The following is a 21,196-nucleotide window of genomic DNA, read 5'->3' on the forward strand; positions in this document are numbered from 1 at the left end:
AGAGCTCGCCGACACAAAGCAATAAAAATGAACACCAGGGAACCGTATCATGCGCAATAATCAGCCCGTTACTCAGCGTGAGCATGAGCTCGCGGATGAAGATTACCTGTTGTCCCGCACGGATTTGAAAGGCGTCGTCACCTACGCAAATCCGGCTTTCGTCGAGGTTAGCGGATTTACCTACGATGAGTTGGTGGGATCTCCGCACAATATCGTGCGTCACCCCGATATGCCGCCATTGGCCTACGAAAATCTGTGGGCGACCCTGAAGAAGGGCGAAATCTGGGGCGGGCTGGTCAAGAACCGTTGCAAGAACGGTGACTTCTACTGGGTGCATGCCACCATAACGCCGATTTTCGAAGGCGGCGAGATCGTTGGCTATACCTCGGTACGCGTGAAGCCCTCCGCCAAGGCACGTGCCGAGGCAGAGCGGACTTATGCCGCCATGTCGGCTGGCAAGCGTCGTGGGGTCAAGCTCGACCGTGGCCAGATTCAGCATACCGGTGTCTTGGCCCGTCTCAAGGGTCTCAAGTTCAATACCTTCAAGGGCCGTCTAGTGACCATGATCGTCGCGGCGGTGCTGATGCTGGCGGTCAGCAGCGTTCTGTCCATGGTCAGCCTGCAGCGTGCCGGCGACAAGCTGCAGGCATTATCCGAGCAGGGTCTGGAAGACGTTGCCCGTCTGCAGCAAATCGATCAGTTGATGTCCAAAGGTCGAGACTTGGTCGACAAGCCCGTCAGCAATCCGATGTCGGGTGACATGGAAGCCGTGACCGCAGAGGCCAATACGCTGATGACCAAGCTCTCCGAGAGCTGGGGGGCGTACTACGATAACCGTCCCGCCAATCACACGGAGGCTGCGGAAAGCTTCGATACCTCCGTACAGCGTTATCTGGACGATGGCATGCAGGTGGTGCTGGATACCCTGAATTCCGGCGATTTCTACGAGGCCTATGTCGCCTACAACGACGTGCTGGAAGGCGAGAGTGAGACGGTAAGCGATCAGCTCAACACCCTGGTCGATGAAAAGCGTAACGATGCTATGGACATGGCCACCGAGGCCGCCGAGACGCAGCATGAAATGCTGCTGTGGCAGGCTGGCGTCTTTATCTTCGGGCTGGTCGTGCTGGTGATACTGGGGACCATCACGGTGCGCTCGACGCTGCGTCCGGTGCGCGAAGCCCTGGACTTTTCATTACAGATCGCGGCCGGCAACCTAGGCGCCACGCTCAAGGGCGGCAAGCAAGATGAAATCGGACGCCTCACCCGGGCGCTGGATACCATGCGCCGCAGCCTTGGCAACATCGTCAAGGAGGTCAATGAAAACGTGGGTGTTGTAACCCCGGCGACCCGTGACATTGCCGAAGGCAACGAAGACCTTTCTTCGCGCACCGAGCAGCAAGCCGCATCGCTTGCCCAGACGGCTTCCAGCATGGAAGAAATGACCGCCACCGTGAAGCAGAATGCCGACAACGCGCGTCAGGCTAGCCAACTCTCGAGCACGGCGAGCGAGACGGTGCGTCAGAGTGGCGAGGTCATGGGGCAGGTAGTCAGCACCATGGGACGCATCCGCGATAGTTCCCATCAGGTGGCGGATATCGTGGGCATGATCGACTCGATTGCCTTTCAGACCAATATTCTGGCCTTGAACGCTTCCGTCGAAGCCGCCCGCGCAGGTGAGCAGGGGCGTGGTTTCGCTGTCGTCGCCGGCGAGGTACGCAATTTGGCCAGTCGCAGTGCCGAGGCTTCCAAGGAGATTCGCGGGCTGATCGATAATGCGACCAAAGAGGTCGAAGGCGGCACCGATCTGGTACGCAAGGCCGAGGGCAGCATCGAGGAGGTCGTCAATTCGGTCACGCGTGTCAACGACATCATGAACGAGATCACTGCGGCGTCCGACGAGCAGAGCAGCGGTATCGAGCAGATCAATCAAGCCATTACTCAGATGGACGATGTCACCCAGCAGAATTCCCGGCGTGTGCAGGAAACGGCGTCGGTCGCTGCGGACCTTGAATCCAGTGTCACCGAGCTGTCGCGCTCCGTGGCTGTCTTTCGACTGGCCGGCAGTGGTGTCGAGACGGTGCGTCGCAACCAGCATTCGGCGAGTCTTGCCAAGTCGCAGGCATCTACAAGTCACGGTGACGATAAGCAGGCGACGTCATATTCAGCGCAGCGTCAAGAGACCCCTTTGGTGTCTCAGCGCCAGGGGTCGCCGACAGAAGGTTCTCACCAGGCATCACATGAAGAGGAGTGGGAGTCCTTTTGAGCGAATTTCGTCAGTCTCTTGCGCCGCAGGAAGAACATCCTGGCTTGTTCGGGACAGCCGACCGGGATCTGGAATTCACGGAGTCGGATTTCGACAAGATACGTACGCTCATTTATCAGCGCGCCGGCCTTGTGCTGGCGTCGCACAAGCGTGAAATGGCCTACAGCCGCTTGGCAAAGCGGTTGAGACTGCACGGTATGCGTCGCTTCAGCGAGTATCTGGCGCGTCTGGATCAACATCCTGACTCGCCGGAGTGGGAGGCATTCACCAACGCGCTGACGACGAACTTGACGTCGTTTTTCCGTGAGACGCACCACTTCTCGTTGCTCGCGGAGCACGTCAAGCAAGCGACTTCTCCCGTGCGTATCTGGTGTGCTGCGGCGTCGACAGGGGAAGAACCCTACTCGTTGGCGATCACCCTGAGCGAGGCGCTGGGTAGCCGAGCCTCTCAGGCGCAGATTCTAGCTACCGACATCGATACCGACGCGCTGGATAAGGCGCGCAAGGGGATCTATGCGCTGGATCAGCTGGATAAGGTCTCCGAAGCATGCCGTCGGCAGTTTTTCCTGCGGGGCAGTGGTGCACGCGCCGGGATGGCGAAGATTCGTCCCGAACTGGCCTCGATGATCGACTTTCAATCACTCAACCTGACCTCGGGCAGTTGGGTAGCGAAGGGTCCATTCGATGCCATCTTCTGTCGTAACGTGATGATTTATTTCGACAAGGAAACACAGGCACGCATCTTGGAGCGTTTCGCTCCGCTGATGAAATCCAATGGTCTATTGTTTACCGGCCACTCGGAAAATTTTTCCTACCTGACGCAGCGTTTCAAGCTTCGCGGGCAGACCGTGTACGAATTATCGCGCTGACCCTTCAGTGTTCATGCGACTAGCCGATAAATCATGCATATCGGTTGGCCGTGCTCGGCAGTAGATCGGCGGTTTTCATACGTAAGGAGTGGTGGCGTTGTCCTCGAACAAGATCAAGGTGCTATGTGTCGATGATTCGGCGCTGATTCGTGACCTGATGAGCAAGATCATCGACAGTCAGCCTGATATGGAGGTCGTTGCCACGGCACCCGATCCGCTGGTGGCCAGGGATCTAATCAAGCGCACCAACCCTGACGTGTTGACCCTGGATGTCGAAATGCCGCGCATGGATGGTCTTGATTTTCTCGAGCGTTTGATGCGTTTGCGTCCCATGCCGGTCCTGATGGTGTCTTCGCTGACGCAGCAAGGTTCCGAAATAACCCTGCGGGCTCTGGAGCTGGGCGCCGTCGATTTCGTCGCCAAGCCGGAAATGGGCATCCGCGAAGGCATGCTCGAATACACTCAGATGATCGCCGACATGATCCGTGCGGCGGCACGCTCGCGCCCCAAAGCCGTGGCCAAGCAGCCGCCGGCGAAAGATCAGGAACCGCTCAAGGCGCCGATCCTCTCGAGTGAGAAAGTCATTATCATTGGTGCCTCGACGGGAGGCACAGAAGCCATCCGTCATGTACTGGAGCCTCTGCCCGTCAATAGCCCGGCAATTCTTGTCACCCAGCACATGCCGGGTGGATTTACGAAGTCCTTCGCTGAGCGTCTCGACAAATCATGTCGCATCTCGGTCAAGGAGGCGGTGGATGGTGAGCGTATTCTACCCGGCTATGTCTATATCGCGCCGGGAGACTGGCACATGAAGCTAGCGCGCTCGGGTGCCAACTACGTCATCCGCCTGGATAATGCGCCGCCGGTCAACCGACACCGTCCGTCGGTGGACGTGTTGTTTCATTCCGCCGCGCAAAGCGCGGGGCGCAACGCCATCGGCGTGATTCTTACCGGCATGGGCAAGGACGGTGCGGCGGGTCTGCTCGAAATGCATCAGGCAGGCGCCTATACGATTGCCCAAGATGAAGAGAGTTGCGTGGTCTTTGGCATGCCACGCGAAGCGGCCATCCTCGGTGGTGCCTCCGATACCATCGCGCTTACTGAGATTCCCGCCGCCTTGATGAAACGCGCCGAAGCCTCGGGACGCGCGCAGCGGGTGTGACCGCCAACGAGACAACAAACCGGGCTACCCCTATTCATCACCGACTCAACCACTGCCAGGGAACTCATCAGGAGACGACATGGGAACAAAACTACAGGACCTTTCGGTCAGGGCCAGTTTGACGATCGCGCTGACCGTCATGGTCGTGATGATCGCGGTCATCAGCGCATTGGGGTTTTACTCCAATCAACAAAGCGCCGAGGCGCTGGACACCATCGGCACCATCGGGTTCAAGCAGACCAATACTGTCAATCGGGCCACCTTGAACCTGGTGCGCGCGCGCGGTCTGCTGGCCAGTTACCGCAACGCCGTGGAAGCCGGGGATACTCAGCGTACGCAAGAGTTGGAATCAGCGGTTGAAGCGGCATTGAGCAATGCGGACGATCGCATGCAGCAGTTCGAAAATGTGCCTAAAACCGAGTCCGGTGAGCCGTATGCCGCACGTATCGGCGAGACCTATGCAGCGTTCCGCGATGAAGTCCAGCGCCAGATGCAAGCTGGTGAGGACGCCGTGCGCGCCGAGGACGATCAGCGCATCAACCCGTTGATGAACGATCTCAACGATAGCGTGAGTGAGTTTATTCAGTATGCCGAAGCACGTGTCGATACTGCCATCGTAACCGACGCCGATAACAGCCAGCTGATGGAAGTTTTGTCCATCGTATTGTTGGTGCTTGCCGTGATCGTGGCCGTGCTGGTGCGCATGGTGCTGGTCAAGGCCGTGGTCAAGCCGTTGGATGAAGCCGTCGAGCATTGCGAGCACATCGCCAAAGGCGATCTCTCTCATCGCATCGCCAAACGCGGCAAGAACGAGATTGGGCGTTTGTTTTCCGCCATGCGCGACATGCAAACCGGTTTGGTCGGCACGGTCACGTCCGTGCGTGACGCCAGCGGTTCGATTCATGGCGGGGCGCGCGAGATTGCCTCGGGCAATGCCGACTTGTCGTCGCGTACCGAGCAGCAGGCCGCCTCGCTCGAAGAAACGGCTTCCAGCATGGAAGAGCTGACCTCCACCGTGAAACAGAATGCCGACAATGCGCGCCAGGCGAGTTCCCTGGCGGGCGATGCCTCAACCACTGCGGAACGTGGCGGCGATGTCATGCAGGAGGTTTCCACGACCATGCAGGGTATCACCGACAGTTCCAAGAAGATCTCCGACATCATCGGCATGATCGACTCCATCGCCTTCCAGACCAACATTCTGGCGTTGAACGCTTCGGTCGAGGCGGCGCGTGCCGGTGAGCAAGGGCGCGGCTTCGCGGTAGTCGCCAGTGAGGTACGTAACCTGGCCAGCCGAAGTGCCGAAGCTGCCAAGGAAATCAAGGGCTTGATTCATACCTCGACCACTCAGATCGAGCAGGGTTCCGAGCTGGTGGAGAATGCCGAGACCACCATGCGCGATGTCGTCCAGGCGGTGAAACGCGTCAGTGACATCATGGACGAGATCTCCGCGGCTTCGCAGGAACAGAGCGATGGTATCGAGCAGGTCAGTCAGGCCGTCACGCAGATGGACCAGGTGACCCAACAGAATGCTTCGCTCGTCCAGGAAGCTTCCAGCGCATCCGCGTCGCTCGAAGAGCAGGCACAGCGCTTGGAAGACGTCGTCGCGGTCTTCCGTCTGCCGGGCGGCACGTCACACCAGGCACTGCCCGGGACGCGTGCGCCAACGACCAAGCCGGCGATGTCTGCACCTGCCTCGACGTCCAAGCCTTCATCGCAGACGCGTCAAGCGCCGACGCAGCGAGCCGCGACGAAGCAGGACGAAAACGAGTGGGAAGAATTCTAGGCCCTTTCTGAAAAGAGCCTCAGCCATGCCGCCGGGGGCGTATTCACTATGCCCCTTTAGAGCACCAGCTAGCGCTAAGCGAATGATCAGCCAGATTGAATGAATCGGAGGATGTATGGCAGACAAGAATATGAGCATTCTGGTCGTGGATGATTTCCCGACCATGCGGCGCATCGTGCGTAGTTTGCTCAAGGAACTGGGCTTCAATAATGTCGATGAAGCGGAAGATGGCCAGGAAGCGCTCAACAAACTGCGTGTCGGTGGTTTCGACTTCGTGGTCTCCGACTGGAACATGCCCAATCTCGATGGTCTCGCGATGCTCCAGGAGATCCGCCAGGACGATGCGCTGTCGGAGCTGCCAGTGTTGATGGTGACGGCGGAAGCCAAGAAGGAAAATATCATCGCCGCCGCACAGGCCGGGGCGAATGGTTATGTCGTGAAGCCGTTCACCGCTGCGACGCTGGAAGAGAAGCTGGACAAGATTTTCGAGAAACTGGGCAAGTAAGTTCGCACGAGGAGGGCAGGCCATGAGCGGTGAAACGCAGCCGGAGAACAGTGCGGATGGCACCCCCACTGACGATCTAATCCACAAGATCGGCAATATGACGCGCATGCTGCATGAAAGCATGCGCGAGTTGGGACTGGACAAGGAGATCGAAAAGGCAGCCGAAGCGATTCCCGATGCGCGAGATCGTCTTAGTTATGTCGCGACCATGACCGAGCAAGCGGCGGAACGGTCGCTGAACGCCATCGATCAGGCACAGCCGTTGCAAGAGCGTATGGAATCGGGGGCCGAAAAGCTCGACCAACGCTGGGAAGAATGGTTCGCCGCGCCTGTCGAATTAGACGACGCCAAGGAACTGGTGAAGGATACGCGTGACTTCCTGCGCGATGTGCCGTCCCAGACCAAGGCGACCAATGCGCAGTTGCTCGAAATCATGATGGCCCAGGATTTCCAGGATCTGACCGGTCAGGTCATCAAGAAAATGATGGATGTCATCCGAGAGATCGAGCAGCAGTTGGTGCAGGTGCTGATCGACACCGCTCCTGAGAGCCATGACAAGGAAGAGCTGCAGCAACTTGCCGACGAGCGTTCGCGTAAGCCTCAGAAGGTCGATGAAGAGCTGCTCAACGGGCCGCAGGTCAAGCCCGAAGGCACCGATGTCGTCAATGACCAGGACCAGGTCGACGACCTCCTCGATAGCCTGGGTTTCTGATCCCTCCCAACGCTGCCGGTGCCTACCGGCAGCTTTTCAGTCTCGCGTCTCCTGAATAGCATGGCTAAGTAGTCGCTATTCCAGTGATCGGCTGTCCCGCGTTCCCGAGAAAATAGCCCGCATTCGATGAATGCGGTTGTTCGGCGCCTAGGCATTTGCCTTGGCGAAGGGCTTCTAGCGCCACGACGTCAGAGGACCCATGGCCGACGGTAGTGACAGCGACGAGGAAAAGACCGAAGACCCGACACCTCGACGACTCGACAAGGCGAGGGAAGACGGTGAGGTTGCGCGCTCGCGCGAGCTGACCACTTTCATGCTGTTGGCGGCAGGGGTAATGACGCTATGGTCGCTAGGCGGTCATCTCTACGAAAGCTTAGGGGCCGTCATGGAGCAGTCATTCATATTTTCACGCGCTGAAGTGTTCGATACTTCCGTACTCATGTCGCATATTTGGGCGTTGGGCAAAAACACGCTGATGTCCCTGATGCCGTTGTTCCTCATTGTATCGGTCGTCGCGCTGGCAGCGCCGGTCATGCTGGGTGGCTGGCTGATGACGGCAAAGTCGTTGCAGCCTCAAGTGTCCAAGCTCAATCCTCTGAAGGGATTGAAGCGCATGTTTTCATCGCAAGCGATAGCGGAATTGGGCAAGGCCGTCGCCAAATCGACGCTGGTGGGCGGTGTCGCCGTGATCTTCCTGTGGTGGCATCGTGGCGATCTCCTGGGCTTGATGAACTTGCCGTTGAGCGAAGCATTGGCAAGGGGTATGAACCTCGCGGTGCTGTGCCTGGCCTTTTGCGTCGCGACACTCATTGTCGTGGTGTTGATCGATGTGCCTTTCCAGTTGTGGAGTTTTACCAAGAAGCTGCGCATGACCAAGGACGAGGTCAAGAAAGAGCACAAGGAAACCGAAGGCGATCCCCAGGTGAAGGCCCGTATGCGCGCTCAGCAGCAGTCCATGGCACGGCGGCGGATGATGGCCCAGGTGCCGGATGCGGATGTCATCGTCACTAACCCTACGCATTATGCCGTGGCGTTGATGTATGAAGGGAGTCAGATGGAGGCGCCGCGCGTCGTGGCCAAGGGCTCGGATATGGTCGCCACGCGTATCCGCGAACTGGGCGAGGCGCATGGCGTGCCCTTGCTGGAAGCGCCGCCGTTGGCGCGTGCGCTGCATCAGCATGTGGACATCGATTACGAAGTCCCCGCGAATCTGTATACCGCCGTGGCGGAAGTGCTGGCTTGGGCCTACCGCTTGAAACGTGTGCGCGAGGAAGGGGGTGGCTGGCCACAAACGCCATATGACCTGCCCGTGCCCGACGAGTTAGATCCGTCTCGGCAAAACGTCGCCGACGCCAAGGACACACCATGAATGCGTTGAGTCAGTTATGGGGCCGTCGTGAGTGGCTGAACGACACCCGCTTGAAGGTGCTGGCCGGCCCCGTGCTGATCATCATGATCTTGAGCATGATGATCCTGCCGTTGCCGGCGTTTGTGCTGGACCTTCTGTTTACCTTCAATATTACTCTGGCCGTGATGGTGCTGCTGGTGAGCATGTTCACGGAGAAGCCGCTCGATTTCGCGGCCTTCCCGTCGGTCTTGTTGTTTTCGACCCTATTGCGGTTGTCGTTGAACGTCGCCTCCACGCGTGTGGTCTTGATGGAGGGCCACGAAGGCGGCGATGCGGCCGGCAAGGTGATCGAGGCCTTCGGCGCCTTTCTGATCGGAGGGAACTTCGCCGTTGGTCTGGTCGTGTTCCTGATCCTGGTGGTGATCAACTTCATGGTCATTACCAAGGGCGCGGGCCGTATCGCCGAGGTCGGCGCGCGCTTTACGCTGGATGCCATGCCCGGCAAGCAGATGGCCATCGACGCTGACCTCAACGCCGGCTTGATCGGTGAGGAAGACGCGCGGGAACGGCGTCAGGAGACCTCGCAGGAAGCCGATTTCTACGGTTCCATGGACGGGGCCAGCAAGTTCGTGCGCGGTGATGCCATCGCCGGCATCATCATCATGATGATCAATTTGATCGGCGGTCTGGCGATCGGCATGGCGCAACACAGCCTGAGCTTTTCCGAAGCCGGCCATACCTATACCTTGCTCACCATCGGCGACGGCCTGGTGGCACAGATTCCGGCGCTGGTGATCTCGACGGCGGCAGGTGTCACCGTCTCGCGCGTCAACACCGACCAGGATGTCGGCCAGCAACTGATCAGTCAGCTCTTCAACAATCCGCAGGTCTTGATGCTGGCTGCAGGCGTCATGGGACTTCTGGGGCTCGTGCCGGGGATGCCTAACCTGGTCTTCTTGCTGTTCACCGCGTTGCTCGGGGGATTGGCGTGGTGGATGTGGCGTCGTGATCAGCAACAAGTCACCCAAGAGGCATCTCCCCAAACACCGCCTCCTCAGCCCGAAGTGCCGGAGGCGAGCTGGGACGATGTACAGCTAGTCGATACCCTGGGCCTCGAAGTTGGTCACCGTTTGATACCACTCGTCGACCATCGCCAGAAGGGCGAGTTGCTGGGGCGTATCAAGAGCGTTCGCAAGAAATTCGCCCAGGATGTCGGCTTCCTGCCACCGGTCGTGCACATCCGCGACAATCTCGAGCTGGGGCCCTCGACCTATATCATCACCCTCAAGGGCGTCGAAGTGGGGCGCGCCGATGCGCATCCGGGACAATGGTTGGCCATCGATCCGGGGCAGGTGTCGGGTAATGTGGAAGGCACGCCGACTCAGGATCCGGCCTTCGGCCTACCCGCCGTATGGATCGACGCCGCGCAGCGGGAGCGCGCCCAGGTCTACGGCTATACCGTGGTCGATGCGAGTACGGTGGTGGCCACGCATCTCAATCACCTGCTGCATCGCCACGCCAATGACATGCTGGGGCGTCAAGAAGTACAGCAATTGCTTGACAAGATCGCTGCCGAGAACAAGTCGCTGGTCGAGGATGTGGTGCCCAAGCTGCTGACCCTGACCGCGATGCAGCGCATCCTGCAGAATCTGCTCGCCGAGGAAGTCTCGATTCGCGACATGCGCACCATCCTCGAGACGCTGGCCGAGCATGCGCCACAGCAGGCCGATCCCCACGAGCTGACCGCTATGGTGCGTGTGGCGTTGGGACGCTCGATCACCCAGCAATGGTTCCCCGGTGATCAGGAGATGCATGTCATCGGCCTGGAAGCCAATCTCGAACAGGTTCTGACCCAGGCGCTGAGCAATGGCGGTGGCCTGGAACCGGGACTGGCCGATACCCTCATGGAGCAGGCGACGGCCGCCGTGGAACGTCAGGAAGCGCGTGGCGAGCCGACAGTGCTGGTCGTCCAGCATGGTTTGCGCGCGTTGCTGGCCCGCTTCCTGCGCCGCCGCATTACCCATCTGGTGGTGATGTCCAATGCCGAAATCCCCGATGACCGCACCTTGCGTGTCACCGCTACCGTCGGAGCCCGTTCATGAGCGTGATGCGTTTTCACGGTGCCACCAGTCGCGAGGCGATGCGACAGGTACGAGACGCGCTGGGAGAGGATGCCCTGATCCTCTCCAACCGACGCGTGGATGAGGGCATCGAGGTCGTGGCCGTGGCCGAAGAGGCACAGTCATCACTGGTTGGGCAGGCAGAGGACGTGACCGTGCCTGCGCAGGCCAGTTCACCTTCCGCCGAGGCATCGCCTGCGCCGGGGCAGGATCGCCTGTACGCCGAAATGCAGGCCATGCGCGAACTTTTGATGTCGCATATCGCAGAGACACCACGCCCGCGCAGTGCACGCCCCGGCGTGCGCGGCGTCTTGCGCCAGCGCTTGATTACCGCCGGCTTCAGTGCCCGTCTGGTACGCGAAATGCTCGAGACGTTGCCCGACGAACTCGCCGATGTCGATGCCGATGACCCACGCTTACTGGCCTGGAGCCGACGTCAACTGGAGACCCGTCTCGAGGTGCTCGATGACGAGGCGACGATGCTCGAGGAGGGCGGTGTGTTCGCCCTGGTGGGGCCGACAGGCGTAGGCAAGACCACGACCACCGCCAAGTTTGCGGCACGTTACGTGATGCGCTTCGGCGGGGACGACGTGGCCTTGGTGACCACCGATGATTATCGTATCGGCGCGCATGAACAGTTGCGAATCTATGCCAGATTGCTGGGTGTCGATGTGCATGCCGTGCACCATGAAGACGATCTCGAAGGCTTGCTGGCACGTCTTGAAGGCAAGCGCATGGTGATTGTCGATACAGTGGGGATGAGCCAGCGCGATCAGCGCGTGACCGGGCAGATCGCGCGCCTCGGCGGTGCGGGGCGTCCGGTACGGCGTCTCTTGCTGCTGAACGCGGCCAGCCACGGCGATACGCTTGAAGAAGTTGTCGAGACCTATCAGCGTGCTTCGCGGGACGCCGGTGCACCGCTTTACGGTTGCCTGTTGACCAAGGTCGACGAAGCGCCGCGTCTAGGCGCCGCGCTGGATGTCGTGATGCGTCATCGACTACGCCTCTATTACGTTTCCCATGGCCAGCGCGTACCCGAAGACATTCGCCTGGCCGAAGCGCCAGCGCTTTTGGATGACGCGTTGGCCGTGGGTCAGGGCTCGCCCTTTACCTTCGATGAAGGCGTACTCACCGAGATGCTGCGGCCCACTGCCTCCGGACAAGGTCTGCAAGCGCTATCGCGGGATCTCTTGGCACAGCGCGATCAATTGACCCGGGTGATGGAAACGCTGCAACGCGGCGTAGCAGGCGTGGCCTGGCTCGATGCCGCGTGGCGTCGTCGCGAGTCGCCGCGGGCCATACAACAAAGCTGGCTTGAAGAGCATCTGGCACCGCCGTCGATGATCAAGGCGTGGCATGATGCCGAAGCGACGGGGCTGTTCTGGCCGGGAGGGAAGCCGCGAGGAATGGACTGGGCGGCGCCGATGCTGCCGCTGGATGCCAACGGCGATGTGCTGCCGCTGGCCTGGCCTCTTCACCGCTGGCCGCCGTCCGATACGCAACGCCTGACCCTGGCGCGTCGCCATCTGGGGAGTCATTGGCATGTGTTCGCGCGGGTACCTGATGCCGATGTCAGGCAACAGCTGCGCGAGGCGGACAGCCCCTGGCTGGCACGCACGCGGGTGCAGCAGCGCGTCTGGCATGCCGGGGAACGTCTGGCGATAGGCGAGTTAGTCGATCTAGCCGAGCCCTGTGGTCAGCATACCTGCCGTCTGCGCGGTCGCGCACGACGCGTGACACTGTCGCGCTTGCCGGTGGCCTTGGCCGAGACCGATGCGTGCACTCTACAGCTCTGGATTGCGACGAGTCACGATCCCGAGAGCGGGCGTCGGCGGGGCGTTTATCACTGGCTGGGGCATGGGGGCGACGCGCTGGATATCGATATGCGGGCTTTAGTCTACCGCCAGCTCGAACAGGATGATCTGTCGCGTTTGATGCGCACGGCATGGCAGCAGCTTGGAGGGTCGGCTCCTCTGGATTGCGAACTGCGTGTCTATCTGGCAGCGCAATTGGCGGCCCTGGCGCTACGCATGGACTTGAGCGAGGACGGCTGGGCGGTGGATGCGCGCCCCGTGGTGAAGCGTCTCGCCGGTGAACGCAAACGACGCAGCCCCGATACCCTGCTACAGGGTTTGATGCACTTGCTGACGGCGCATGCGGCGCTGTCACAGACGTCGTGAGGTGACGACGATGAGCGATCAAGCGGCGGGGTTGCGCGCCTATGCGAGTCAGCGGCGCGACAAGTCGGCGCTGGTGACGATCGGCCATCCGTCGCCCCAGGCGGTGACAGCGATCTGTGAACGACTGGCGTCTCTCAGTGGCTTTGCCTGGGAGACACTGCCACTCGCTGTCGGCGAGGTGACCGCCGCCCAGCGCTCCTCGCCGCATTGGGGCATCTGGGTGGCCTCTGGCGTGGAAGGTCTGCAACGTGCCTATCGCGAACTCAAGCAATGGTCGCAGTATGAGCGCCTGCCACATCTGCTGGTGATACGCGATCCAGCCAGCGCTGGCGATATGCCGCTTGGCAACCTGGTGAATACGGCGCGCCGCTTTCTGGCGGTCGAGCTCTACGTCGACCCCGCCGATTGGCTGGCGCATACACTGCCCTCAAGTGAGCGCCGCTCGTGAAATCCCTGGGCTGCGTCATGGCATTGCTGGTCGCGATCGGTGCCGCGCTGAGCATGACGCCATTCGCGCAAGCTGTCGAAGCCGGCAGCTGGGCGGTGACACTGCCACGTGGACCGCTGCTGACGACGCCGGGGCGTGACGAGCGAACGTCACCTCTGCGCCCGCCCGAGTCCCACACGGTCGGCGATGGCCGTATCACGCGGGTGTCCTGGCGTTACACCACGCAGGAGCCGAGCGATGTGCGGGCGTGGCTGTGTCATCCGCGTCGTTGTGTCGAAATGGCCACGCGTCGTGGGGGGACGCAGGCGCTGGAGGGGCTTTCCGCTAGAGGGCCTTTTGTACTGTGCTTTCGGCGCGCCACCTCCGGGAAAGCATCGCACACGGGCGTGCGCATCGAGGACTTGCAACTGATCGTGAATTACCGCTGAGAGGATGCGGTGAAGACGAATTCGGGAAAAGACCCATCAAGCGGGGGTTATTCCGGCCTTGGCTGGCAGGTCGGAAGCTCGATAATGTCAGCGGGCGTCGCGTCGAGCGTCGACCCGAACATCCGAGGCGATAGAGATGTATACGGCACAGGGCAAAATCGATCAACGTGCACTGCTGGAGCAATACACGCCGCTCGTGCGGCGTCATGCGCTGGCATTGCAAGTACGCTTACCGGCCAGTGTCGAACTCGATGATTTGATTCAAGCCGGCATGGTGGGGTTACTCGACGCGCTGGAACGCTTCGATACCGCCCAAGGGGCGAGTTTTTCCACCTTCGCCAATCAGCGTGTGCGCGGCGCGATGATCGATGAACTGCGCAGTCGCGACTGGATGCCGCGCAGTGTACGGCGCAGCGTACGGGCGTTGGATCAGGCGGTACACAAGCTCGAGCAATCGTTCGGACGTGCCCCGGACGAGCGTGAAATCGCCAGCGCTCTGGATATGCGCGTCGATGAATATCATCAGTTGTTGCTGGATGCCAATAACGGTTATCTGCTGGGCTTCGACGAGGTCGTGTCTGAGCTCGGCGAGCCGCCGGCAGGCGAAACCGCCCCGGCGACTCCGCACGAGGCCTTGTTGAAAGGTGATGCGCGCACCCATCTGGTCGAGGCCATCGAGCAACTTCCCGAACGTGAAAAGCTGTTGCTGGGGCTTTATTACCAGGAAGAGCTCAACCTCAAGGAAATCGGTGCCGTGTTAGGCGTCAGCGAATCGCGGGTATGCCAATTGCATAGCCAGGCCGTGGCACGTCTCAGGGGGCGGCTCGCAGCCTGAGGCCCGCGAGGTTCATTCTTTCTCTGCCGTGATGGCTACCTCCACGAGGGTATTGGCCAAACGATCGCCAAGGGTACCCCAAGCCGAGCCCAGTGCTCGCACCAGCGCAGGATAGCCATCGTCTTTCAGCGGACGCTCGATCTCGAAGGACTCGCGCGACAGCGTGCGGTCGTTATCGTCACGGACACGCCACTGGCCGCCGACCACGGCCATACCGTCGTTGCGACCCTGGAAGCGGTCGACGTCGAGCTGGACATGGAGCGCCGGCGAGGGCGCTTCGGCGGACTGGCCACGACGCAGCACGTCGGCGTTGGGCAGTGCCTGACCGAGATGCTGGCGCATGCGTTCCTGCAGTTGGCGATCAAGGGGTTCGGCCCATAGGTGGTGGCGTGCCTGATGGATGCGGATGTCATCGAGTTGCATGACGATGCCGTCATCCTTCAGGTAGTTAGCCATGCGCGGTGGTGCGAGCGAGACACTGCCCCTGAAGTCGCTGCCGGCGACATTGATATTTTGCGTTTCACTGGGGAGCGTATAGCGGGACTGGTCGATGCCTTGTCCGGCACAGCCGACCAGAATCGACATGCAAAGTCCCATCCCGGCGGCAGCGAGAAGCCGCACCGGGCGTGTCAGGCGTTCGGCATGAGTGAATGCCATCGTCATCTCGGTCATTGGCGTGGAGCCCTCGGTTGCGGATCAGGAGCGTCTTCGCTGTCGAAGATCAGAGCGTTGGGCTTCTCGCTTAGCGTGCGTGCTACGGGTTGCAGGTCGCGCATCAATGACTCGAGCCGCGAGAGCGTATCGTTGAGTTCCCGGTAACCCTGTGAGTCTGGGGAGAAGCCATCCAGCGTGTCGCGGGTCTGGCGCAGCGTCTTGTTGAGATTGCCGGGCAGCTCGCGCGTGGCTGGATCGTCGAGCAGTGCGTCCACCGAGTCGGCGATCTCGTTGACTTGCTGCATCGTGTTCTGCGTGGTCGTCAGCGTCTCGTCCAGTGAGTCGAGGACGGGCTCGATCTGCACGTCGTTGAGCTTGTCGAGCAGGTTCGAGACTTTCTCCTCGATCTGCGCGAGACTGCCGGTGGTCGTCGGGAAGACCTTCTTGCCCTCGAAGGTGAGCGGCTCGTAAGGCTCAGGATCGTCATGAAAGTTCAGGTCCACGAAAAGTGCCCCGGTCAGCAGGTTGCCTCGTTTGAGTGTCGCCCGCAGGCCGTGCTCGAACATGCCCTGGAGACGATCTCGCCATTCATCGGCATCGAAATCTTGCATGGTGTCGTCGAAGCGCTGCGGCTCGATGCGAATCAGCACGGGAATCGCAAAGCGGTCCAGAGCGTTGGGCTGCGGCGCCGCGAAATGCCACGGCACGGTTTCCACGGTACCGACGCGTACGCCGCGATATTCCACGGGATCGCCGTGACTAAGCCCGCGCACGGTATCGTCGACCAGCAGCACATAGTCGAGATAACGATCGAAAGTCCCTTCACGGGCGCTTTCTTCGTTGCCAAACAATTGATAGGTCGCTTCCGGTTCAGCGGGCTGTCCCATCTCCACATCCTCGGGGACGCCGAAGGTTACGCCGCCGCCGATGAGCGACTCCATCGACTCGACATTGACGCGGAAGCCCTGCGAGTTCAGGCGCAGATCGACCCCCGACGAGACCCAGAAGCGTGTGGTGTCGGTGACCAGCACATCATAAGGCGACTGAATGTATAGGCGGTGGCGCATTTCCTTCTCGTCGGGGTCGAATTCGGTGTTCTCCACGCGGCCTACCGTAAAGCCTTGATAGGTGATCGGGTCGCCGGCGCTCAGTGAGCTGCCCACCTGGCTGACCAGGTTGATGCGAATTCCTGGGGCGTCGGGGGGCGCGACCGGGGGCTGATCGAGCACATCGAAGTCGCGTTGGGGCTCATCGCCGTGACCGGGCAGCAACTGAATGTAGGCCCCCGACAGCACGGTTCCCAGGCCGCTGATGCCTTCGCGATCGATGCGTGGCTTGACCACCCAGAAACGTGCATCGTCATTGAGCATGCGCTCGGTGTCGGGTTGCATGCGCGCGGTGACCACGGTATGCGACATGTCGTCGGAGAGCGTCACATCCTCGACGCGGCCGACCTCGACATTGCGTGTCTTGATCAACGTCTTGCCGGCTTCGATGCCTTCGGCGTTTTTCATCTGCAGCGTGATCGTGGGGCCGAGGCCGGAAAGATTGTCGTAAAGCATCCATAAGCCGATGAGGACCGCTACCAACGGCACGATCCAGATCGGCGATAGGCGGCGGCGATATTGGCGTGTCGCGCGCTGTGGAGCTTCAGGCATCGTCGGATTCCTTGCGTGGTGAAACGGTAGCGATATCTCGTGGCAGGCGGTTCCGCCATGTGCGTCGAGGACGTTGGGGAAGATCGTCCCAGATCATGCGCGGGTCGAAACTGTGGGCCGCCAGCATGGTGATGATCACCACGCTGGCGAAGGAGAGGGCGGCGGGTCCCGGCGAGATCGACATCAGTTCGCCCGCGCGGATCAGTGCGACGAGGATGGCGACCACGAACACATCCACCATCGACCAGCGTCCGATGAACTCGGTGATGCGGTAGAGGCGCACGCGGGTGACATTGTTTAGCGGCTCGCCACGATGGCGTACGGCGTAGCATAACCATCCGAGCGCGAGAATCTTGCCGATGGGCACCACCACGCTGGCGGTGAAGATAATCACTGCGATGGGGATGTCACCGTGCTGCAGAAACAGCATGACGCCGCCAATGATGGTCGAGGGCGAGGTGTTGCCGAGCGATGTCGTGCTCATGATCGGGTAAAGGTTCGCCGGAATGTACATCACCACCGCAGCCAGCAGCAGGGCCAGCGTTCGCTGGCGGCTCCCGGGGGTTCGTGCGTGCAGCGTTTCCCCGCAGCGTCGACAGCGCCCGTGTCCCTGGGCATCGAGACGATTGACCAGCCCACAGGTTGTGCATCCGCTCAAGCCTTGCGGCGTCGCGGGTTCACCCGAGCGGGCGCCTTCCGGTGCCAAGGGCTCGCTGGCTAGTGCAAACCACATCCAGTCGGTGTCGATGGACTGGGTGGTGAGCAGCAATAACAAGGCATAGGCGCAAAACGTCCAGAACGAGAGCCCCAGGCTGACATCTGCCATTCCCGCAATCTTGATGAGACTGACCAGCGCGGCGATGACGAAGACGTCGGCCATCATCCACGGCGTCAAGTGTTTCAGGGCGCGGGCAATGCCACGTGAATAGGGCAGAATGCGGCGCCTGAGAAGTCCCAGCGAGAGCCAGATGACGCTACATAGGTAGACCGTAGGCAGGATGATCACGGTCAGCAGCACGCAAATTGCCACCAGTGGTTCGTGGAAGCCGACCAGTGTCGAGGCGGTCTCGGTCAGCTCGATGCGGTTGGTGACGCCACGGGCCTCGAAACTAATGAAGGGAAAAGACACCGACAGCGTCAGCATGATCAAGGCGGCGACGGCCAGTGCGAGGCTACGCTCGGCAGGTTTGTCGTGACGTGTGGCCAGTATATGTTCGCAACGCGGGCATTCGGCCTTTTCTCTCGGCTTCAAGGGCGGCAGCGCCACTAGCAAATCGCATTCGTGACAGGCGCGCAGACGTCGCCGTGAGTGGCGCGTCGTCGCCACCGACGTTGCCATGTCGCATGGCGAGTGATGAGGCGCTTGTGACGAAACGTTATCTGCCAAACTCATTCTCGCTCATAGGTTCATGGTACCGAATGATGGATGCACTATAGCAATTCGGCGCGGGGATATTCCGACAGACTCTTGCCTGAGAAGATCAGTAGCGTGAATAGCGTACATTCACGTGCGTATGTTTGTCAGTAGCATGCCCGGCCGATTGCGCTAGAATAGCGAGGTACTCATGCGGGATCGGCCGGTCATGGCGGGCTTGACCCTGGCGCTGACCGTCTTCGGTATCGGCTGGAAGGGCCAGGGGCGCATCAATCGCCTGGAGGCAGTCTGGCTGTTGGCGACGTTTATCGCCTATACGACATGGCTCGTCGTATCAGTTATCGGTGGTCGCTAATGAGCGAGCGAATCAGGCGTGCGTGTGCCACGGCGAGAGCACGTCAAGGGCATCGTTGAGAGGCCGTAGATCGTCGATTGAAGCGGGTGCATGGGGCTGATGTTCGATGCGTATGCATAGGCGATCTGCGAATGATGTTTCGAGTTGATCGATCCAGGGCTGTTGTTCCTCGCGCCAGTTGGCGACCCATTGGCTATCGACCGTAGTGGGCAGGCATTTATTGATGACCACGGCGCTGACATGCAGGCCGTTGGCTTCCAACAGATCACGCGTACGCGCTGTTTCCAGCGTCGGCAGGCGTTCCGGGTTGGCGACTAGAATCACTGCCGAGTGCGCAGGGCAGGTCAAGTGTTCGCGAGCGGCGGCGAGGCGTCCGCGTCGGCGCATCAGCGCTTCCTGAATGGGGTCATCGACCACCTCGCCGTCTCCCAGCCAGGCCTTGTAGTCGCTGCGCACCTTGTGGCGACGCTGCATCAAGCCGTCCACCCACGCACCCATGATCTCCGGCAGCGCGAGCAAACGCACGGTATGGCCACCCGGCGCGGTATCGAAGATCAAACGGTCGTAGTGCTGCCCGGTGTCGAGCAACAGGCTGACCAGCGCATCGAACAAGGCGGCTTCCTCGGTGCCGGGGGCATGGCGGGCCAGATCGAGCTGGCGGAATACCGCCGCACTACGTTCACCGCTCACCATGGGCTTGATGTTGGCCTTGACCTCATCCAGATAGCGCTTCGTCTCGTGATCGGGATCGAGTTCGACGACATCCAGGCCAGGGCGCATGCACGTTGGCGTTGGGCCGGGTTGGCGACCGAAGAGATCGGCCAGATTGTGGGCCGGATCGGTGGACACCAGCAGGGTGTTCCATCCGGCATCTACGCAACTCAGCGCATAAGCGGTCGCACAGCTGGTCTTGCCGACGCCGCCCTTGCCGCCGAAAAAAAGGCTTTTGGCCATATCGGCTGTCTCTCCTCGGTTGTGCCACGCGTCATCGGCGCCGCTCAACAGCAGCGAAAACCATCCAGGGGCGAGCGGGGCATGCCCTGACGCTGATGCCACTCGTGAAAGCGGTCCAGCATATAGGGATAGAGCTCCAGGGTCATGTCGCCGACGGGATTGGGGATCCCCATCATGTCGCAGAAGCACAGCAGCATGAAGAGATCTTCTTCATCCTGAAGTTCGCGGACGATTTCACGCCGGTGCTGAAGGCTCAGCACCGCGTCGTAGCCCTCGATGAGCCGTTTGATCCGCGTCCGCCAGCCGGCGGACGCGGTCCGTTCGTCATCAGCGCGACTCATCGGAACTCGGCTGTTGCTGCTGCGCAGGAACGCCGCCCTGACGGAAGCTACGTGAAGCCTCGAGCAGAATCCACAGTGTGAATACCATGATCAAGCTGCCAAAGGTGAACAGCAGCAAGTTGCGGTCCGCATCGCCGAAGCCCGACCAGGTGAAGATCACTTGTTGGCCCATGGCCCACAGCGTCATCACCAGCAGGAACAGCATCGGTACTAGCGTGAAGACGACCGGGCGGCCCTGACGCTTGAGCCACACCGAGACCAGCATCAGGGTGATGCCGGCCAGCAACTGGTTGCTGGTGCCGAACAGTGGCCACAGCAAGTAACCGCCGGAGCCGAAGCCGTTGGGTCCTTCCGGCAGAATCACCAGCGCGGCACTGGCGATGACGGCGATGCTGGTGGCGACATGCTTGCGCGCGATGACCGGCATGCCGTACTCGGTTCCCAGTTCGGCGATGATGTAGCGCATCAGGCGTACGGCGGTATCCAGCGTGGTGGCGGCGAAGCTGACCACGATCACAGCGACCAGGGTCGAGCCCATGTGCTCGGGAATACCGAGGTTACCGGCGAGCTGGCCAGCACCTTTCACGAAGGAACTGAGACCGCTGGAACCGGCCGCCGAGAAGCTGGAATAGGTAGCGGTGAAATCTGCGCTGGAGGCGAACAGCGTGCCTACGGCGATGATCGCGATCATTGCCAGCATGCCTTCACCCAAGGCGCCGCCATAGCCGATGAAGCGGGCGTCGGTTTCCTTGTCGAGCTGCTTGGACGTCGTGCCCGAGGCGACCAGGCCATGAAACCCGGAAATGGCCCCGCAGGCGATGGTGATGAACAGCAGCGGATACCAGCTGATATCGGCTTCGCCGTTGACGCTGGGGGCAGTCATCTCCGGCGCCCCGAATATAAGCCCCAGATACAGCAGGGCAAGCCCCACCACCAGCTGATGCGAGTTGATGTAGTCACGCGGCTGAAGCAGCTTCCAGACCGGCAGTGTCGACGCGATATAGACGTAGACCATCAACACCACGATCCATACCAAAAAGGCCATCGAGGTGGCATCGAAGCCGCCCGCTACCGCCGCGTCGGCGCCGCCGAACCAACTGACCAGATCGATCTGTAGAATGGGTACCTCGCTGGCCAAAAGCGCTGCGCTATACATGACGGCGAGGGCGATGACCGAGGGCAGGAGCATCGACCCCGAGT

Annotated in this window: 19 protein-coding genes; 13 read left to right on the top strand and 6 right to left on the bottom strand. The window is 60.7% G+C overall.

Annotation, left to right across the window (positions count from 1 at the left end; translation table 11 throughout):
* Positions 1 to 49 precede the first annotated feature (49 nt).
* The 12 genes from OP495_RS01220 to OP495_RS01275 all read left to right on the top strand — a co-directional run bounded on the left by OP495_RS01220 (position 50) and on the right by OP495_RS01275 (position 14,659).
* Positions 50 to 2,266, top strand: a complete 2,217-nt coding sequence (locus OP495_RS01220; RefSeq protein ID WP_280566608.1) for a PAS domain-containing methyl-accepting chemotaxis protein — start codon at positions 50 to 52, stop codon at positions 2,264 to 2,266.
* A complete protein-coding gene (locus tag OP495_RS01225) occupies positions 2,263 to 3,135 on the top strand; it encodes a CheR family methyltransferase (RefSeq protein WP_280566610.1) in 873 nt (290 codons plus the stop codon). Before OP495_RS01220 ends, OP495_RS01225 begins: the two co-directional genes overlap by 4 nt.
* 97 nt (positions 3,136 to 3,232) lie before the next feature.
* The gene (locus tag OP495_RS01230; protein ID WP_280566611.1) at positions 3,233 to 4,297 is read left to right on the top strand and encodes a chemotaxis response regulator protein-glutamate methylesterase; all 1,065 of its coding nucleotides are present in this window, start codon (positions 3,233 to 3,235) and stop codon (positions 4,295 to 4,297) included.
* A gap of 79 nt (positions 4,298 to 4,376) precedes the next feature.
* The gene (locus OP495_RS01235; protein WP_280566612.1) at positions 4,377 to 6,083 is read left to right on the top strand and encodes a methyl-accepting chemotaxis protein; all 1,707 of its coding nucleotides are present in this window, start codon (positions 4,377 to 4,379) and stop codon (positions 6,081 to 6,083) included.
* Between the two features lie 115 nt (positions 6,084 to 6,198).
* Positions 6,199 to 6,588: a chemotaxis response regulator CheY gene (cheY, locus tag OP495_RS01240; RefSeq protein WP_280562130.1), complete on the top strand. Its 390-nt coding sequence runs from the start codon at positions 6,199 to 6,201 to the stop codon at positions 6,586 to 6,588.
* Positions 6,589 to 6,610: 22 nt separating this feature from the next.
* Positions 6,611 to 7,300, top strand: coding sequence for a protein phosphatase CheZ (cheZ, locus tag OP495_RS01245; protein ID WP_280562129.1), 690 nt, complete (start codon positions 6,611 to 6,613; stop codon positions 7,298 to 7,300).
* Positions 7,301 to 7,499: 199 nt separating this feature from the next.
* A complete protein-coding gene (gene flhB / locus OP495_RS01250) occupies positions 7,500 to 8,669 on the top strand; it encodes a flagellar biosynthesis protein FlhB (RefSeq protein ID WP_280566615.1) in 1,170 nt (389 codons plus the stop codon).
* Entirely contained in the window at positions 8,666 to 10,750 is a 2,085-nt protein-coding gene (flhA, locus tag OP495_RS01255; RefSeq protein WP_280562127.1) for a flagellar biosynthesis protein FlhA, read from the top strand. Before flhB ends, flhA begins: the two co-directional genes overlap by 4 nt.
* A complete protein-coding gene (gene flhF / locus OP495_RS01260; RefSeq protein WP_280566617.1) occupies positions 10,747 to 12,948 on the top strand; it encodes a flagellar biosynthesis protein FlhF in 2,202 nt (733 codons plus the stop codon). The genes flhA and flhF overlap by 4 nt, the downstream gene beginning before the upstream one ends.
* 10 nt (positions 12,949 to 12,958) lie before the next feature.
* Entirely contained in the window at positions 12,959 to 13,396 is a 438-nt protein-coding gene (locus OP495_RS01265) for a hypothetical protein (RefSeq protein ID WP_280562124.1), read from the top strand.
* Positions 13,393 to 13,824 (top strand): flagellar protein FlhE, encoded by a 432-nt coding sequence (locus tag OP495_RS01270; protein WP_280562123.1) that lies wholly within the window; start codon positions 13,393 to 13,395, stop codon positions 13,822 to 13,824. Before OP495_RS01265 ends, OP495_RS01270 begins: the two co-directional genes overlap by 4 nt.
* Positions 13,825 to 13,960: 136 nt before the next feature.
* Entirely contained in the window at positions 13,961 to 14,659 is a 699-nt protein-coding gene (locus OP495_RS01275; protein ID WP_280566620.1) for an RNA polymerase sigma factor FliA, read from the top strand.
* A gap of 12 nt (positions 14,660 to 14,671) precedes the next feature.
* Here OP495_RS01275 and OP495_RS01280 read toward each other — a convergent pair whose 3' ends face one another.
* The 3 genes from OP495_RS01280 to OP495_RS01290 are packed head-to-tail and all read right to left on the bottom strand — an operon-like array spanning position 14,672 to position 18,310.
* Positions 14,672 to 15,316: an ABC-type transport auxiliary lipoprotein family protein gene (locus OP495_RS01280; protein WP_280566622.1), complete on the bottom strand. Its 645-nt coding sequence runs from the start codon at positions 15,314 to 15,316 to the stop codon at positions 14,672 to 14,674.
* Between the two features lie 11 nt (positions 15,317 to 15,327).
* Complete coding sequence (pqiB, locus tag OP495_RS01285; RefSeq protein ID WP_280566624.1) at positions 15,328 to 16,971, bottom strand: intermembrane transport protein PqiB; 1,644 nt, start codon at positions 16,969 to 16,971, stop codon at positions 15,328 to 15,330.
* Positions 16,964 to 18,310 carry a paraquat-inducible protein A gene (locus OP495_RS01290; RefSeq protein WP_280566648.1) on the bottom strand — a complete coding sequence of 449 codons (1,347 nt, stop codon included), beginning with the start codon at positions 18,308 to 18,310 and terminating at the stop codon, positions 16,964 to 16,966. Before OP495_RS01290 ends, pqiB begins: the two co-directional genes overlap by 8 nt.
* 226 nt (positions 18,311 to 18,536) lie before the next feature.
* On the opposite strand from OP495_RS01290, the gene OP495_RS01295 reads away from it, so the two are divergent.
* Positions 18,537 to 18,701: a hypothetical protein gene (locus OP495_RS01295; RefSeq protein WP_280566626.1), complete on the top strand. Its 165-nt coding sequence runs from the start codon at positions 18,537 to 18,539 to the stop codon at positions 18,699 to 18,701.
* 12 nt (positions 18,702 to 18,713) lie between these two features.
* Here the strand turns inward: OP495_RS01295 and OP495_RS01300 are convergent, their stop codons facing one another.
* From OP495_RS01300 to OP495_RS01310, 3 genes are all read right to left on the bottom strand, one after another.
* A complete protein-coding gene (locus OP495_RS01300; protein ID WP_280566628.1) occupies positions 18,714 to 19,655 on the bottom strand; it encodes an ArsA family ATPase in 942 nt (313 codons plus the stop codon).
* 44 nt (positions 19,656 to 19,699) lie between these two features.
* Positions 19,700 to 19,996 carry a cory-CC-star protein gene (locus OP495_RS01305; RefSeq protein WP_280562115.1) on the bottom strand — a complete coding sequence of 99 codons (297 nt, stop codon included), beginning with the start codon at positions 19,994 to 19,996 and terminating at the stop codon, positions 19,700 to 19,702.
* The coding region (locus OP495_RS01310) for a carbon starvation CstA family protein (protein ID WP_280566631.1) at positions 19,983 to 21,196 on the bottom strand (1,214 nt) is incomplete at its 5' end. The genes OP495_RS01310 and OP495_RS01305, both read right to left, overlap by 14 nt.

Origin of the sequence: Chromohalobacter sp. 296-RDG (genome assembly GCF_029889885.1) — a bacterium.
Taxonomy (GTDB): Bacteria; Pseudomonadota; Gammaproteobacteria; order Pseudomonadales; family Halomonadaceae; genus Chromohalobacter.